We start from the raw sequence: 13,415 nt of genomic DNA, 5'->3' as shown, positions 1-13,415 counted from the left end.
CCCCAGCCAGGGTGCTGGCGGGGCGCCAAGAGGACTTGCCCGATGAAGACTGCCAACCCTGCCCGTGAGCCACGGGCGTTGAACAAACTGATGTTCGTCAAGCTGATGCCCTTGCTGATCATCGCCTACGTGCTGAGCTTTCTGGACCGCACCAACATTGCCCTGGCCAAGCATCACCTGGACGTGGACCTGGGAATTTCCGCCGCCGCGTACGGCCTGGGCGCCGGGTTGTTTTTCCTGACCTATGCGCTGTCGGAAATCCCCAGCAACCTGATCATGCACAAGGTCGGCGCGCGGTTCTGGATCGCCCGGATCATGGTGACCTGGGGCCTGATTTCGGCGGCCATGGCGTTCGTCCAGGGCGAGACCTCGTTCTATGTTCTGCGCCTGCTGCTGGGCATTGCCGAAGCCGGCCTGTTTCCCGGGGTGATGCTGTACCTCACCTACTGGTTCAACCGCGAGCAACGGGCGCGGGCCACCGGGTATTTTCTGCTCGGCGTGTGTTTTGCCAACATCATCGGCGGCCCGGTGGGCGCGGCATTGATGCGCATGGACGGGATCCTCGGCTGGCACGGCTGGCAGTGGATGTTCCTGCTCGAAGGCTTGCCGGCGGTCGCGTTTGCCTGGGTGGTGTGGTGCAAGTTGCCGGACCGTCCGAGCAAGGCACCCTGGCTCTCGGCCGAAGAGGCGCGCGGGATTGAACAGCGCATCGCGATGGAGACTGACGAGGGCGCAGGCGAGGGCGGGCATTCCCTGAAAAACTGGCTGACGCCGCAAATCCTGCTGGCGATCTTTGTGTATTTTTGCCATCAGATCACCATCTACACCGTGATCTTTTTCCTGCCGAGCATCATCAGCAAATATGGCGAACTGAGCACCATGAGCGTCGGCCTGCTGACCTCATTGCCATGGATTGCCGCAGCGGCCGGCGCCGTGCTGCTGCCGCGTTTTGCGACCACACCCACCCGTGCCCGGCGGCTGTTGATCACTGGTTTGCTGACCATGGCGGCGGGGTTGGGCATTGCCTCGGTGTCGGGGCCGGTGTTCAGCCTGTTGGGCTTCTGTGTGTCGGCGGTGATGTTCTTTGTGGTGCAGTCGATCATCTTTCTGTACCCCGCTTCACGCCTCAAGGGCGTGGCGCTGGCGGGCGGGCTGGGCTTCGTCAATGCCTGCGGGCTGCTCGGCGGGTTTGTCGGGCCGTCGGTGATGGGCGCAATCGAGATGAGCACCGGCAATGCCATGAACGGCTTGAAAGTGATTGCGGTGGTGCTGGTGGTGGCCGCGTTGGCCGCCTTGCGTTTGCGCCAGGGGCAGGAGCCCGATCACACCAGCAATGAAGTGGGAAACCCCGAAGCCAGCACCAGATAAGCCACGACTGCCGCCAGGCATAAACCGACAAATACCCGCAACAGTGTCCTGGCGGTGGGATGAGCGACGAATTTGATGGCCCAGAGCAAAATCCCGGCGACCAGGACGCTCAAGACAGAAATGACCAGCACGATGGTGTTCTCGAAAGCCTCGGAAGCTGTTTTATAGTCTCAAAGGCCCGCGTTGAACAGTGTGCGCATAGACGCAGGGCCCCGGGTGTTTCTAAACTGCCCCCTATCCAGGGCAGTGGGGCGAGCGCCGATGAATCGCAATGAATTACGCAAGGCCGACATCAACCTGATGGTGGTCTTTGAAACCTTGATGCTCGAACGCAATGTGACCCGGGTGGCCGAGAAGCTGTTTCTCGGCCAACCCACCATCAGTTCGGCCCTCAACCGCCTGCGCACGTTGTTCAATGACCCGCTGTTCATCCGCGTCGGCCATCGCATGGAACCGACCGCGCGGGCCGAAGAGATCATCAAGCACCTGTCGCCGGCCCTCGATTCATTGTCGTCGGCCCTGAGCCTGACCCACGATTTCGACCCGTCCATCAGCACCATGACCTTCCGCATCGGTCTGTCCGATGACGTCGAGTTCGGCCTGCTGCCGCCATTGCTGCGGGCCTTGCGCCAGGAAGCACCGATGGTGGTGTTCGTGGTTCAGCACGTGGACTACTGGCGTATCCCGGACCTGCTGGCCTCCGGCGATATCACCGTCGGCATCACCCAGACCCGTGGCCTGCCGGCGAATGCCAAGCGCAAATTATTGCGGCATATCCGCCCTTGCCTGTTGCGGGCGGACGCCTCGGACAAACCCCTGACCCTCGACGAATATTGCGCACGGCCCCATGTGCTGGTGTCCCACACGGCCAACGTGTCCGGGTTTGCGGATGAATGGCTGGCGGAAATCGGCCGCAAGCGTCACGTGGTGCTCTCGGTGCCGCAATACAGCGCGCTGCCGGCGTTGCTCGCCGGCACCGACATGATCGCCAGCCTGCCGGACTACACTGCCCAGGCCATGGCCGCCGGGGGAAATCTGTTCTGTGAGCCGTTTCCGTTCGAAACCCCGACCCTGGATTTGTCCATGGTCTGGCTCAGCCACGTCGACACCGACCCGGCGGAACGCTGGATGCGCTCGCGGCTGGAGGCGTTCATGAGCGAGCGGGACATGCTGCCGGTTGTAGCGCCAAAATCTTGAGATAACACCTTCAGGGAGATCCACCCATGACCCCATCCCGTTCCTTGCTACGTGGGCGCGGCAGTCATGACAGCGGCAAGGTTGGTATGGTCGAGCTGTTTTTCGACCTGGTGTTCGTGTTTGCCGTGACCCAATTGTCCCATTCGCTGCTCGCGCACTTGTCCATCGGCGGTGCGGTGCAGGTGGCGCTGATGATGGTGGCGGTGTGGTGGGTGTGGATCTTCACCTCGTGGGTCACCAACTGGCTGGACCCGGAAAAAATCCCGATCCGCATCGGCCTGTTCGGCTTGATGGTGGCGGGCTTGCTGCTGTCGTCTTCGATCCCCAAGGCGTTTACCGATCGCGGCCTGCTGTTCGCGGGCGCCTATGTGTTCATGCAAGTGGGGCGCACGCTGTTTGCCTTGTGGGCGGTGCGCGGCGAGTCGCTGAACATGACCCGAAACTTCCAGCGCATCCTGGCGTGGATGCTGTTTTCCGGGGTGTTCTGGATCACCGGCGCCCTGCTTGAGGGCGAGCAGCGTTTGGCCTTCTGGGCCCTGGCGCTGTTGATCGAGCTGATTTCCCCGTCGGTGTATTTCTGGGTACCGGGGCTTGGGCCCTCAACGCTTTCGGACTGGAATGTGGAAGGCAACCACATGGCCGAACGCTGCGGCCTGTTTGTGATCATCGCCCTGGGCGAGTCGTTGCTGGTGACCGGCGCTACCTTTGCCGAACTGCCCTGGAGCATGGATGGGCTGGCGGCGTTCCTGGTGGCGGTGGTGGGCAGCATCGCCCTGTGGTGGATCTATTTCGACAGCGGCGCCGAGCGCGCCCACCACCGCATTGCCAGCTCCGCCGACCCGGGACGTCAGGCGCGCATTGCCTACACCTACCTGCACGTGTTGATCGTGGCCGGGATCATTGTCAGTGCCGTGGCCGATGAACTGGTGCTGGTGCACCCGGGGCACGCCAGCCAGGCCGGCGTGGTGGCGATCATTGCCGGCCCGTGGTTGTTCCTGCTGGGCAGTGCGTTGTTCAAATGGGTGATGAGCGACCGGCCCTTGCCGCCGTTTTCGCACCTGGGTGGGTTGCTGCTGTTGCTGGTGTTGTTGCCGCTGGGATTGCAGCAGGTGTTTTCGGCGCTGGTGCTGGGAGCGCTGACGTCAGCCGTGTTGGTGGTGGTGGCGATTTGGGAAAATCGCTCGCTGCGTGGCCTGACCGAAGTTTCACATTGAAAGCGGTCTGATTTCGCCCGGCACCGTGCTATATGTATGACTCTTTTCCTACAACAACTCGGAGCTTTTCATGCCGCATCTGCATCTGGAATACACCGCCAACCTGACTGAGCTGGCGGTTGAGAAAACCCTGTTGCGGCTCAACAACGTGCTGATGGCGTCCGGGCAGTTCGGTTCCGAGTTTGATATCAAGAGTCGCGCGGTCAAGGTGGAGACGTTCCAGGTCGGCACGTCCCTGAGCCCGCGTGCGTTTATCGCCGTGAAGCTGTCGCTGCTCAGCGGGCGATCGCCGCAGGTCAAGAAGCAATTGTCGGAAAGCCTGTTGGCGGCGTTGCAGGATTTGGGCGATTGGCCTGCGGATTTGCAGGTTCAACTCAGTGTTTTGCTGGTAGACATGGACCGCGAGTCCTACAGCAAAGTCACCATCGGCTGATGGGCAGGGGTTACAGCAACCCCTGATCCGCACACACCTTCACCACCTGCTCCCGGAACCACGTGTTGGCGCTGTCCTGCTCGCTGTGTTCATTCCACTGCATGTCCAGGGTAAACCCCGGCAAACCGTTTGGTGCTTCGCAATGGCCGAACACGCTGTTGTCCGCCAGTTGCTTGTGCACCCGACGGGGCAGGGTGACGATAAAGTCGGTGCCGGTGATCATCTTCAGCGCCGCGCTGTAGCTGTTGGCCCGGGCGATCACCTGGCGCTTTTGGGACTGGCGCGCCAGCCAGCCGTCGATCATGTTGGTGTCGGAACTCCAGGGCGTCGGAAACACATGACGCCGGGCGACGAAGGATTGCAGGCTGAACGCCGGTTCCCGGGGTGCCGACTGTTTGTCGAAGACGCACACCAGGTCGTCCTCCAGCAGCATCTGGGTCTTGATGTCTTTGTGCTCGCGATGAAAGTGCGGGCCGAAGCAGATCACCAGGTCCAGGCGACCGTCGCGCAAGGCGTCGGCCGGGATCTCGGTTTCCAGCTTCTGCACATTGACGATCACCGGCAGGTCGGCGTGGTCGAAGGTTTTCAGCAGGCGCGGCAGGACCAGCTGTTCGAAGTATTCCGGGGCGCAGATATTGAAGGTCACGGCCTTACGGGTGGGGTCGAAGGCGTGGCTGCCGGCGTGGCAGAGGTTGATGCTTTCGAGGATTTTCTGCACGTGGTCGTACATGGTGGTGGCTTTGTACGTAGGACGCATGCCCGCCCGGGTGTTGATAAACAGCTCATCTTCGAAGCTGGTACGCAGCTTCTTGAGGCTGTAGCTGACGGTGGACTGGCTGACGAACAGGGTTTCGGAGACCTCGGTGACGCTGCTTTGGTCATAAACAGCGATAAACACCATCAGGTCCTGCATATCGAGCTTTCTAAGCAAGTTGCTGTTTAGCATCCGTTCCGTCCGCAAATCGTTTGTACCGAGTTCGGTACAAGACAATACAAAATGTTAACGGAACGTTCGTGCCAATAGAAAGCGCTGTCGGACCTTTCTATGTTTGAGGTGGGACAAATAATGTTTACAACACGACCTCAGCGAATATGCCGCGCGTAATGCCGGGGGTCGAAGCGCAACACGATCAGCAGCATCACCACCACCACGGCCGTCAGTGACCACCAGGCCCATTCGAAGCTGCCCAGGTGGTCGCGGATCATCCCGGCGATCAGCGGCGACAAACCGGCGATCAGGTAACCGATGCCCTGCACAAAGGCGGTCAGGCCGCCGGCGCGGCGCGGGTTGTCCAGATGGTCCAGGGACAGGATCAGGCTCATCGGAAACAACCCGCCAATGCCCAGGCCCAGCAGGCAGGGCCACAGCAGGCTCAGGTGTTGCGGGCTGAGGATCAGGCCGCAGAAGCCGGCGATGATCAGCACCAGCAACACCGCGACCACACCGCGCTTGTCCTGGCGGCGGTTGGCGATGGCCGGGGTGACCAGCCCGGAGACCACTTCCATGGCGGTCAAAAAACCCAGCAACAGGCCGGCATTCTGTTCACTCCAGCCCAGCTCCACGTAGTACGGCGCCAGCCAGGCCAGCACGCAGGTGTAGGACGCGGTGCCGAGGCCGAAAAAGATTGCCAGCAACCAGGCCCGGCGATTGCCGAAAAATGACGCCTGCGGGCCCGCGCCGGCTTGGGGCAGCGGCGGCAACACCGAGCGTTGGGCGTACCAGAACACCAGCGCCAATACCGCCAGCACCGCCCAGATTGCCAGGCCGATGCGCCAACTGCCGGTGCGCACCTGGATAAACGGCGAGAACGAAGCGGCCAGGGCTGCACCGCCCATGATCGCGGTGACGTACAGGCCCATAAACAGTGAAACGTTATCGCTGAAGCGGGATTTGATCAGCGCGGGCATCAGCGCCTGGATCATCGCGATCCCTAGGCCGGCGGCGATGGCGCTGAGGATCAGCTCAACCGCCGAATCGAGAAACAGCCGTGACACCGTGGCCAGGCCGATCACCACCAGCGACAGCACAATGCTGCGATGTTCGCCGAAGCGCTTGGCCACGCCCATGCCGAAAAACATCGCCAGGCCCATGGCCATGACTGGCAGCATGGTCAGTAGGGAGGCGGTACTGAAACTCAGGGCCACGTCCCCGCGAATCGACGACAACAACGGGCCGACGGCGGCCATTGACGGGCGCAGGTTGAGGGCGACCAGCACCACGCTGATCATCAGCCAAACGGCGGTGGCGGGTTTTGCGCGGACGTTTTCCATGGGCGAGCCTTGAACTGACAAGGGCAGTATTAGGCCGGGCGTGGGGGAGGCAGGCAAATGAGAAAGTTGTTGGGACTATTGAAAAAATGCGTGCGGGCTTTTGTGGCAAGGGAGTTTGTTGGGGGGGAGGAAGCCTGTTGTGGCGAGGGAGCTTGCTCCCGTTGGGCTGCGTAGCGGCCCCAGGATTTTTGGGAGCGCTTCGCACTCCAGCGGGAGCAAGCTCCCTCGCCACAGTGCTGTCGGGTGGTTTCAGATCGCCCGAATCACATGCTTGATCTCCTGAAACGCCTGCAACCCCCACGGTCCCAGTTCCCGGCCGATGCTGCTCTGCTTGTAACCACCCCACGCCGTTTGCGGGAAGATCACCTGCGGTGCGTTGATCCACACCAGGCCCACCTGCAAGGCATTCGCCACCCGCTCGGCCGCTTCCAGGTCGCGGCTCAATACACTGGCCACCAGGCCGAACTCGCTGTCATTGGCCAGTGCCACTGCTTCGGCTTCACTGGCAACGCTGCGCACGCACAGCACCGGGCCGAAGATTTCTTCGTTCCACAACGCGCTGTCCAGCGGCACTTCGGTAAACACCGTCGGGCGGATGAAGTAACCCTGAGGCAAATCCGCCGGACGCCCGCCGCCACACAGCAACTTCGCGCCCGCTTGCACGCCCCGTTCGATATGCCCCAGCACCCGCTGGTACTGCGCGCGGTTGACCAGTGCGCCCATTTCCACGTCTTCGGCAAATGGGTCTGCCACGCGAATACCCTCGGCCCTGGCCTGCAAGCGAATCAGAAACTCATCCGCCAATTCATCCGCCACCAACACGCGGCTGGTGGCAGAACACATCTGCCCGGCGTTGAAGAAACCACCACCGCAAGCCAGTTCCACCGCCAGGTCGAGGTCGGCGTCGGCCAGCACCAGCAACGACGATTTGCCGCCCAGTTCCAGGCTCACGCCCTTGACCGTTTCGGCAGCGCGCTGCATCACCTGCACGCCCACGGCATTGCTGCCGGTGAACGAGATTTTCGCGACCCGCGGGTCCGCCGCCAACGGGGCGCCCACCGCCAGGCCTGTGCCGCAGACCACGTTGACGACTCCGGCAGGCAAACCCACCGAGGCGATGATCCTGGCCAGTTCCAGCTCCGCCAGCGGCGTCACCTCCGAAGGCTTGAGCACCACGCAGCAACCGGCAGCCAGCGCCGGGGCGAGTTTCCAGGCGGTGGTCACCATCGGGAAATTCCACGGCACGATCAGGCCCACCACGCCGCAGGGTTCACGGCGAACGCGTGCGCTGAAATCCTCGGTGGGCAGTGCCACCGAGCGATCCTGGCTGGCGTCCATGTCGTCGGCCAAACCGGCGTAGTAGGTGAAGGTGGCGATCACGTCGTCCACATCAATGCCCGCCTCGAACAGCGGCTTGCCGTTGTTGCTCGATTGCAGGTGCATCAGGTGTTCGCGTTGGGCGCTGACGCCCTCGGCGATTTTGCGCAGCAGCGCAGCGCGATCGCGGCCGGTGCTTTTTGACCAGTCCGGGAAGGCCGCGCTGGCGGCACTCACGGCCTCCGTCACCGCGCCAGCATCACCCACGCTGACGTGAGCCAAGGTGGCCTCGGTGGCCGGGTTGATCACGTCCAGTACGTCATGGCCCGCACGCCACACGCCATTGATATACAGCCCGTTCACTGCCGCGCTCATACCGCCACCTCCTTCATCCAAAGCCCCTGGTCGATTTCAATCAGCGTCGGCCCCTGGCGATCCGTGGCGGCACGCAATGCGCTGCGCAGTTCTTCAACACCCTGGATGCGCTGGGCAGCCGCGCCGAGGGCCTGGGCCACGCCGATAAAGTCCGGCGTGTAGATGTCGACGCCCACCGGCTCGATGGCGCGGTTGACCATGTATTTCTTGATCTCTTCATAACCCTGGTTATTCCACAGCAGCACGATCACCGGGGTGCGCGCCTCCACGGCGCTGGCCAGTTCCGGCAGGGTGAATTGCAGCCCGCCGTCGCCGATCAGGCACACCACCGGCGCACCGTTGCCGCGTCCCAGCCATGCACCGATAGCGGCCGGCAAGGCGTAGCCGAGGGTGCCGTAGCCGGTGGAAGAGTTGAACCAGCGGCGCGGGTGGTCGAGGTTCAGGGTCAGGTTGCCGGTGTACACCGGCTGGGTGGAGTCGCCCACCAGTACGGCGTCGGGCAGTTCATCCAGCACGGTGTTGAGGAACAGGGTTTGCGCGCGGGTCGCGGCGTCCCAGGTGGGTTCCAGTTCGCTCCACAGGCGGGCAACGCGGTGGGCGCCCCAGTGGTTGTCGCGGGCGGCCAAGGGCGTGTCGCGCAGTTCGGCGAGCAACGCCTGGGCAGCGATTTGCGCGTCAGCCACCAGTGCCACGTGCGGTGGGTAATTGCGTACGGTCTGGTCGGAATCGATGTCGATGCGCAGCAGGGCGCCGGGAATGTCGAAGCCGCCGGCGAAGGTCACGTCGTAGTCGGTCTCTGCCAGCTCGGTGCCGATCGCCAGCACCACGTCGGCCTCGGCCACCAGCGCACGTGTGGCGACCAGGGTTTGGGTCGAGCCGATCAGCAGCGGGTGGTGGGACGCCAGCATGCCCTTGGCGTTGATGGTCAGCGCCACCGGCGCACCGAGGGTCTCGGCCAATTGCGTCAGCTCGGGCGCGGCGTCGATGGCGCCGCCACCGGCGAGAATCAGCGGGCGTTTGGCGGCCGCCAGCCACTGGCTCATTTGCTTGACCGCCGACGGCGCCGCGCCCGCGCGGGAAACGCTGACCGGCTCGCTGCCGAGCAACGCGTCGGCGTTTTCCACCAGCACATCCAGCGGGATTTCGATATGCACCGGGCGCGGTCGCCCGGCCTGGAACAGCGCAAACGCCCGGGCCAATACACCGGGCAATTCGGCCGCCGACATCAAGGTATGGGAGAACGCCGCCACGCCCGCGATCATCGCGCCCTGGTTCGGCAGCTCGTGCAGCTTGCCGCGTCCGCCGCCCAACTGGCTGCGGGACTGCACGCTGGAAATCACCAGCATCGGGATCGAGTCGGCGTAGGCCTGGCCCATGGCGGTGGTGATATTGGTCATGCCGGGGCCGGTGATGATGAAGCACACGCCGGGCTTGCCGCTGGTGCGTGCATAGCCATCGGCCATGAAGCCGGCGCCCTGTTCGTGGCGCGGGGTGACGTGGCGGATGCTGGAACGCGCCAGGCCCCGGTAGAGTTCCACGGTGTGCACGCCGGGGATGCCAAACACCTGGTCTACACCGTAGCCTTCCAGCAGGTTGACCAATACTTCGCCGCAGGTCGCCATTGTCGTCGCTCTTATTGTTGATAAAGGCCCGTATTGGAACGGCTGGCCCGTAGCGGCAACAATCGATAAAAAGTCATACTAGCCATGTCCTCACGTCATGGCTGCGCCCCTATGAAACGCCTTCCACCGTTGCCGGCCCTGCACACCTTTTGGGTCACGGCCCAGTGCTGCAACTTCACCCGTGCCGCCGAGCAATTGCACATCACTCAGGGTGCGGTGAGCCGGCAGATTGCCGGGCTGGAAAGCCACCTGGGTTATGCGCTGTTCCAGCGCCAGGCCCGGGGCTTGAGCCTGACGGAGGAGGGCCGTGAATGGTCGTTGCGGGCGCAGCAGGTGTTCGGCCTGATTGGCGAGGCGGTGGAACAGATCGGCACTCGCCGCGAAACCCTGCAGCTCAAGGCCTCCACCTGCGTGATGCGCTGGCTGTTGCCGCGCCTGATGCAGTGGCAGCAGGAACGCCCGGACGTGCCGGTGGAACTGACCACCACCGTGGCCTACACCGTGGACTTTCGCCGGGAGCAGTTCGATGCGGCGGTGATCTACGCGCCGATTGCCGAGCAGTCAACCCAGGCCCGGCACCTGTTTGATGAGCGCCTGACACCGGTGTGCGCGCCAGCGTTGCTCGGTGGTTTGCACACGCCGGCAGACTTGCAGCAACAGGTGCTGCTGCACCCCACGCGGGATGAACGGGATTGGGCGTTGTGGCTGAAGGCGGCGGATACGCGTTTGAGCAATCTGGCCCAGGGGCATCATTTTGAAACGCTGGACCTGGCGATGACGGTGGCGTCCCAGGGTTCCGGCGTGGCAATCGGCGACAGCGCGCTGATTGGCGAGGACCTCAAGGCCGGGCGGTTGGCGACGCCGTTTGAACTGCGGGTGCCGACGGGGATGGGGTATTACCTGGTGTACCCGCCGGGGACGAAGCCCTCGGCGGGGTTGGAGCAGCTTATGGACTGGCTGGTGAGCCAGGCACGCGCTTAATAACCGACGGTAAACCGCTGGCGCGAATGCTTCGGCGTTTCCACCTCATCAATCAGCGCAATCGCAAAGTCGGCAAAGCTGATCCAGCTGCGGCCTTCATTGCTCACCAGCAACTCATCCTGGCCCAGGCGGAATTTGCCGGTGCGCGCGGTCTCGGTGAACTCCGCCGAGGGCGACAGGAAGGTCCAGTCCAGGTCTTTTTCCTGACGCAAGGTGTCGAGGAACACACTGCCGGCGCTGGCTTCGGTTTTGTATTCCTCGGGGAAACCAGGGCTGTCGATCACCCGGCTGCCGCCCGACAGCAGCAGCGAGCCGGCACCGCCGACCACCAGCAGACGTTTCACGCCGGCTTTTTTCACCGGGTTGATCACCGCTTCCGCCGGCAGGCTGGCGAAGTGTGCCGCGCTGATCACCACGTCGTTGCCACGGATGGCCTGTTCCAGCGCCTCGGCATCCAGCGCGTCCACTTGCCTGGCAGTGACGCCAGGGCGCACGCCGATCTTGTCGGTACTGCGCGCGATGGCGGTCACGGTATGCCCGCGACGCAAGGCTTCTTCCAGCAGTTGGCTACCGGCACGACCGGTGGCACCAATGATTGCGATCTTGCTCATGACGTTCTCCAGTACGGTTAAGGGTTGAATCAACTCACCACTGCATTTCGCCCTTGGCGACTTTGGCGCCCAGTTCCAGGGTGCTTTCGTCGCCCAGGTTCGGGTAACGTTTTTTCATTGCGCTGATCAGTGCGGCAGAGTCCTTGGCCTTGGCGGTTTCTTCGTCAAAGGCCTTGATGTAGTCGGCGGTGAACGCCACGGATTTCAGCGACGGTGTGCCCAGGTAGTGACCCGGAATCACGGTGCGCGGTTTCAGATCCTGGATACGTTGCAGGGTCGCCAGCCAGTCGGTGTGGGATTTCGCGGTTTGGGTATCGGCCATCCACACATGAATGTTTTCCGAGACGACCACGCCACCGACGACCGCCTTGATCGACGGAATCCACACAAAGGTGCGGTCCGGTTGCGGGCCATCAAGGCCAATCACTTCCAGCTGCTTGCCTTCGAGGGTCAGGCTGTGGCCCTTGAGTACCTGGGGGATGACGGCTTTGGCAGGTTTGTCGGTCCCCAGTTTCGGGCCCCAGAACGCCAGTTTGTGTTCAACGGTGGCCTTGATATGGTCCACCACCGGCTGCGGCGCGACGATGTTGGCCTGGGGGAACGCGGCCGCCAGGGTGTCGAGGCCGAAGTAGTAGTCCGGGTCGCCGTGGCTGATGTAGATGGTGGTCAGGCGCTTGCCGCTGGCGCGGATTTTTTGCACCAGTTGCTCGGCCTGGGTTTTGCCGAATTGGGCATCCACGAGGATCGCGTCTTTGTCGCCGCTGACCAGTACCGAGGTGACCGGCATCATCGCGGTTTCGCCCGGGTTGTAGGCGTCCAGGGTCAGGTCGGCAGCCGCGGCGTGGGCGGCGAAGGCCAGGGTGGCAGCGGCCAGGGCCACGCGCTTGAGCGGGGAGAATCCAAACATGTGCAGCTCCAGTCATCGGTGAGGTGTGGACAGAGCTTAGTTGCACCAAACGCTACAAAAAATGCGATGCTTGGACATAGTTTGTTTCTAAAAGCGGGCAAATCATGGATCGTCTTCAAGCAATGCGGGTGTTTGTAGCCGTGGTGGACCTGGGCAGCCAATCGGCGGCGGCCGACCACCTGGACCTGTCCCGGCCGGTGGTGTCGCGCTACCTGGCGGAGCTGGAAGACTGGGTCGGCGCGCGCCTGATGCACCGCACCACCCGCAAGCTCAGCCTGACCGCCGCCGGCAGCGAAACCTTGCCCCGTTGCCGGCAGATGCTGGAGTTGTGCAGCGACATGCAGGCCGCCGTCAGCGAGCCGGACGAAGCGCCCCGGGGCCTGTTGCGCCTGAGCGTCAGCACCTCGTTCGGCCAGGCACAGTTGGCCGATGCCATCGCCGAATACGTCAGGCACTACCCGCTGGTCAGCATCGACATGCAGATGCTGGATCGCACGGTGAACCTGGTGGATGAGCGCATCGACCTGGCGATCCGCACCAGCTTTGAACTGGACCCCAACCTCATCGCCCGCCGGCTTACGCTGTGCCGCTCGGTGATCTGCGCGTCGCCCGCTTATCTGCTGGAGCATCCGCAGCCCCGGCGCGTGCAGGACCTGGCCCGGCACAACTGCCTGACCCATTCCTACTTCGGCAAAAGCCTGTGGCACTTCGTGGAAAACGGCGAGCCGGTGTCGGTGCCGGTGCAGGGCAATATCAGCGCCAACGAGGCCAGCACTTTATTGCGGGTCACGCTGGCGGGGGCAGGGGTGTCGCGGCTGCCGAGCTATCAGGCGGGCGACTACATCCGCAGTGGCGAGCTGATCCGTCTGTTGCCCGAGGCCGAGCCGCAGCAAATGAACATCTACGCGGTGTACGCCTCGCGCAAGCACATGCCGTCGGCGTTGCGCAGCCTGCTGGATTTCCTGGTGCTGAGGTTTCCGGAGGAACCTGAGTGGGACGTCGGTCTCTGAGCCGACATAAACAGGTTGAATGTCGCCGGATAAGCGACTTGCTGCATCTGAGCCATGCTTCTGAACTATGCTTATACAAGCACCTTCTTGATCCGATCAGAGGTCAGCA

13 protein-coding genes are annotated in these 13,415 nt (G+C 63.0%); 6 read left to right on the top strand and 7 right to left on the bottom strand.

The features are described from left to right. Nucleotides 1-42 precede the first annotated feature (42 nt). Nucleotides 43-1,368 carry an MFS transporter gene (locus MUM_RS0129195; protein WP_010176556.1) on the top strand — a complete coding sequence of 442 codons (1,326 nt, stop codon included), beginning with the start codon at nucleotides 43-45 and terminating at the stop codon, nucleotides 1,366-1,368. Here MUM_RS0129195 and MUM_RS1000000134525 read toward each other — a convergent pair. Next, on the bottom strand, nucleotides 1,323-1,499 hold the full coding sequence (locus tag MUM_RS1000000134525; protein WP_158000320.1) for a hypothetical protein: 177 nt from the start codon (nucleotides 1,497-1,499) through the stop codon (nucleotides 1,323-1,325). The genes MUM_RS0129195 and MUM_RS1000000134525 overlap by 46 nt on opposite strands. Before the next feature lie 130 nt (nucleotides 1,500-1,629). On the opposite strand from MUM_RS1000000134525, the gene MUM_RS0129190 reads away from it, so the two are divergent. The 3 genes from MUM_RS0129190 to MUM_RS0129180 all read left to right on the top strand — a co-directional run bounded on the left by MUM_RS0129190 (nucleotide 1,630) and on the right by MUM_RS0129180 (nucleotide 4,212). Continuing rightward, on the top strand, nucleotides 1,630-2,565 hold the full coding sequence (locus MUM_RS0129190) for a LysR substrate-binding domain-containing protein (protein WP_010176555.1): 936 nt from the start codon (nucleotides 1,630-1,632) through the stop codon (nucleotides 2,563-2,565). 26 nt (nucleotides 2,566-2,591) lie between these two features. Next, entirely contained in the window at nucleotides 2,592-3,779 is a 1,188-nt protein-coding gene (locus MUM_RS0129185) for a low temperature requirement protein A (RefSeq protein WP_010176554.1), read from the top strand. Between the two features lie 70 nt (nucleotides 3,780-3,849). Further along, the gene (locus MUM_RS0129180; RefSeq protein WP_010176553.1) at nucleotides 3,850-4,212 is read left to right on the top strand and encodes a 5-carboxymethyl-2-hydroxymuconate Delta-isomerase; all 363 of its coding nucleotides are present in this window, start codon (nucleotides 3,850-3,852) and stop codon (nucleotides 4,210-4,212) included. Between the two features lie 10 nt (nucleotides 4,213-4,222). Here the strand turns inward: MUM_RS0129180 and MUM_RS0129175 are convergent, their stop codons facing one another. From MUM_RS0129175 to MUM_RS0129160, 4 genes are all read right to left on the bottom strand, one after another. After that, nucleotides 4,223-5,158 (bottom strand): LysR family transcriptional regulator, encoded by a 936-nt coding sequence (locus MUM_RS0129175; protein WP_032882337.1) that lies wholly within the window; start codon nucleotides 5,156-5,158, stop codon nucleotides 4,223-4,225. A 137-nt stretch (nucleotides 5,159-5,295) separates the two neighbouring features. Further along, nucleotides 5,296-6,483 (bottom strand): cyanate transporter, encoded by a 1,188-nt coding sequence (locus tag MUM_RS0129170; RefSeq protein ID WP_010176551.1) that lies wholly within the window; start codon nucleotides 6,481-6,483, stop codon nucleotides 5,296-5,298. Nucleotides 6,484-6,732: 249 nt separating this feature from the next. Next, complete coding sequence (locus MUM_RS0129165; protein ID WP_010176550.1) at nucleotides 6,733-8,175, bottom strand: aldehyde dehydrogenase family protein; 1,443 nt, start codon at nucleotides 8,173-8,175, stop codon at nucleotides 6,733-6,735. Next, on the bottom strand, nucleotides 8,172-9,797 hold the full coding sequence (locus tag MUM_RS0129160; RefSeq protein ID WP_010176549.1) for a 5-guanidino-2-oxopentanoate decarboxylase: 1,626 nt from the start codon (nucleotides 9,795-9,797) through the stop codon (nucleotides 8,172-8,174). The genes MUM_RS0129165 and MUM_RS0129160 overlap by 4 nt, the downstream gene beginning before the upstream one ends. Before the next feature lie 111 nt (nucleotides 9,798-9,908). On the opposite strand from MUM_RS0129160, the gene MUM_RS0129155 reads away from it, so the two are divergent. After that, entirely contained in the window at nucleotides 9,909-10,778 is an 870-nt protein-coding gene (locus MUM_RS0129155) for a LysR substrate-binding domain-containing protein (protein WP_010176548.1), read from the top strand. Here MUM_RS0129155 and MUM_RS0129150 read toward each other — a convergent pair. Both MUM_RS0129150 and MUM_RS0129145 read right to left on the bottom strand, forming a co-directional pair. After that, nucleotides 10,775-11,389: an NAD(P)-dependent oxidoreductase gene (locus tag MUM_RS0129150; RefSeq protein ID WP_010176547.1), complete on the bottom strand. Its 615-nt coding sequence runs from the start codon at nucleotides 11,387-11,389 to the stop codon at nucleotides 10,775-10,777. The two genes, MUM_RS0129155 and MUM_RS0129150, sit on opposite strands and share 4 nt — an antisense overlap. Nucleotides 11,390-11,423: 34 nt before the next feature. Beyond that, nucleotides 11,424-12,296 carry an MBL fold metallo-hydrolase gene (locus MUM_RS0129145; RefSeq protein ID WP_010176546.1) on the bottom strand — a complete coding sequence of 291 codons (873 nt, stop codon included), beginning with the start codon at nucleotides 12,294-12,296 and terminating at the stop codon, nucleotides 11,424-11,426. A gap of 104 nt (nucleotides 12,297-12,400) precedes the next feature. Here MUM_RS0129145 and MUM_RS0129140 point away from each other — a divergent pair, with 104 nt between their 5' ends. Continuing rightward, nucleotides 12,401-13,306: a LysR family transcriptional regulator gene (locus tag MUM_RS0129140; RefSeq protein ID WP_010176545.1), complete on the top strand. Its 906-nt coding sequence runs from the start codon at nucleotides 12,401-12,403 to the stop codon at nucleotides 13,304-13,306. The last annotated feature ends 109 nt before the right edge of the window (nucleotides 13,307-13,415 follow it).

It is taken from the genome of Pseudomonas sp. PAMC 25886 (assembly GCF_000242655.1).
Lineage (GTDB): Bacteria > Pseudomonadota > Gammaproteobacteria > Pseudomonadales > Pseudomonadaceae > Aquipseudomonas.
The sequence above is the reverse complement of the archived record's forward strand: the minus strand, read 5'-3'. Positions and strand labels throughout refer to the sequence as shown.

Excerpts from the sequence above, each read along its gene's own strand:
- MUM_RS0129195 (WP_010176556.1), top strand. The coding sequence starts at position 43 with ATGAAGACTGCCAACCCTGCCCGTGAGCCACGGGCGTTGAACAAACTG.
- MUM_RS0129190 (WP_010176555.1), top strand. The coding sequence starts at position 1,630 with ATGAATCGCAATGAATTACGCAAGGCCGACATCAACCTGATGGTGGTC.
- MUM_RS0129185 (WP_010176554.1), top strand. The coding sequence starts at position 2,592 with ATGACCCCATCCCGTTCCTTGCTACGTGGGCGCGGCAGTCATGACAGC.
- MUM_RS0129180 (WP_010176553.1), top strand. The coding sequence starts at position 3,850 with ATGCCGCATCTGCATCTGGAATACACCGCCAACCTGACTGAGCTGGCG.
- MUM_RS0129175 (WP_032882337.1), bottom strand. The coding sequence starts at position 5,158 with ATGCTAAACAGCAACTTGCTTAGAAAGCTCGATATGCAGGACCTGATG.
- MUM_RS0129170 (WP_010176551.1), bottom strand. The coding sequence starts at position 6,483 with ATGGAAAACGTCCGCGCAAAACCCGCCACCGCCGTTTGGCTGATGATC.
- MUM_RS0129165 (WP_010176550.1), bottom strand. The coding sequence starts at position 8,175 with ATGAGCGCGGCAGTGAACGGGCTGTATATCAATGGCGTGTGGCGTGCG.
- MUM_RS0129160 (WP_010176549.1), bottom strand. The coding sequence starts at position 9,797 with ATGGCGACCTGCGGCGAAGTATTGGTCAACCTGCTGGAAGGCTACGGT.
- MUM_RS0129155 (WP_010176548.1), top strand. The coding sequence starts at position 9,909 with ATGAAACGCCTTCCACCGTTGCCGGCCCTGCACACCTTTTGGGTCACG.
- MUM_RS0129150 (WP_010176547.1), bottom strand. The coding sequence starts at position 11,389 with ATGAGCAAGATCGCAATCATTGGTGCCACCGGTCGTGCCGGTAGCCAA.
- MUM_RS0129145 (WP_010176546.1), bottom strand. The coding sequence starts at position 12,296 with ATGTTTGGATTCTCCCCGCTCAAGCGCGTGGCCCTGGCCGCTGCCACC.
- MUM_RS0129140 (WP_010176545.1), top strand. The coding sequence starts at position 12,401 with ATGGATCGTCTTCAAGCAATGCGGGTGTTTGTAGCCGTGGTGGACCTG.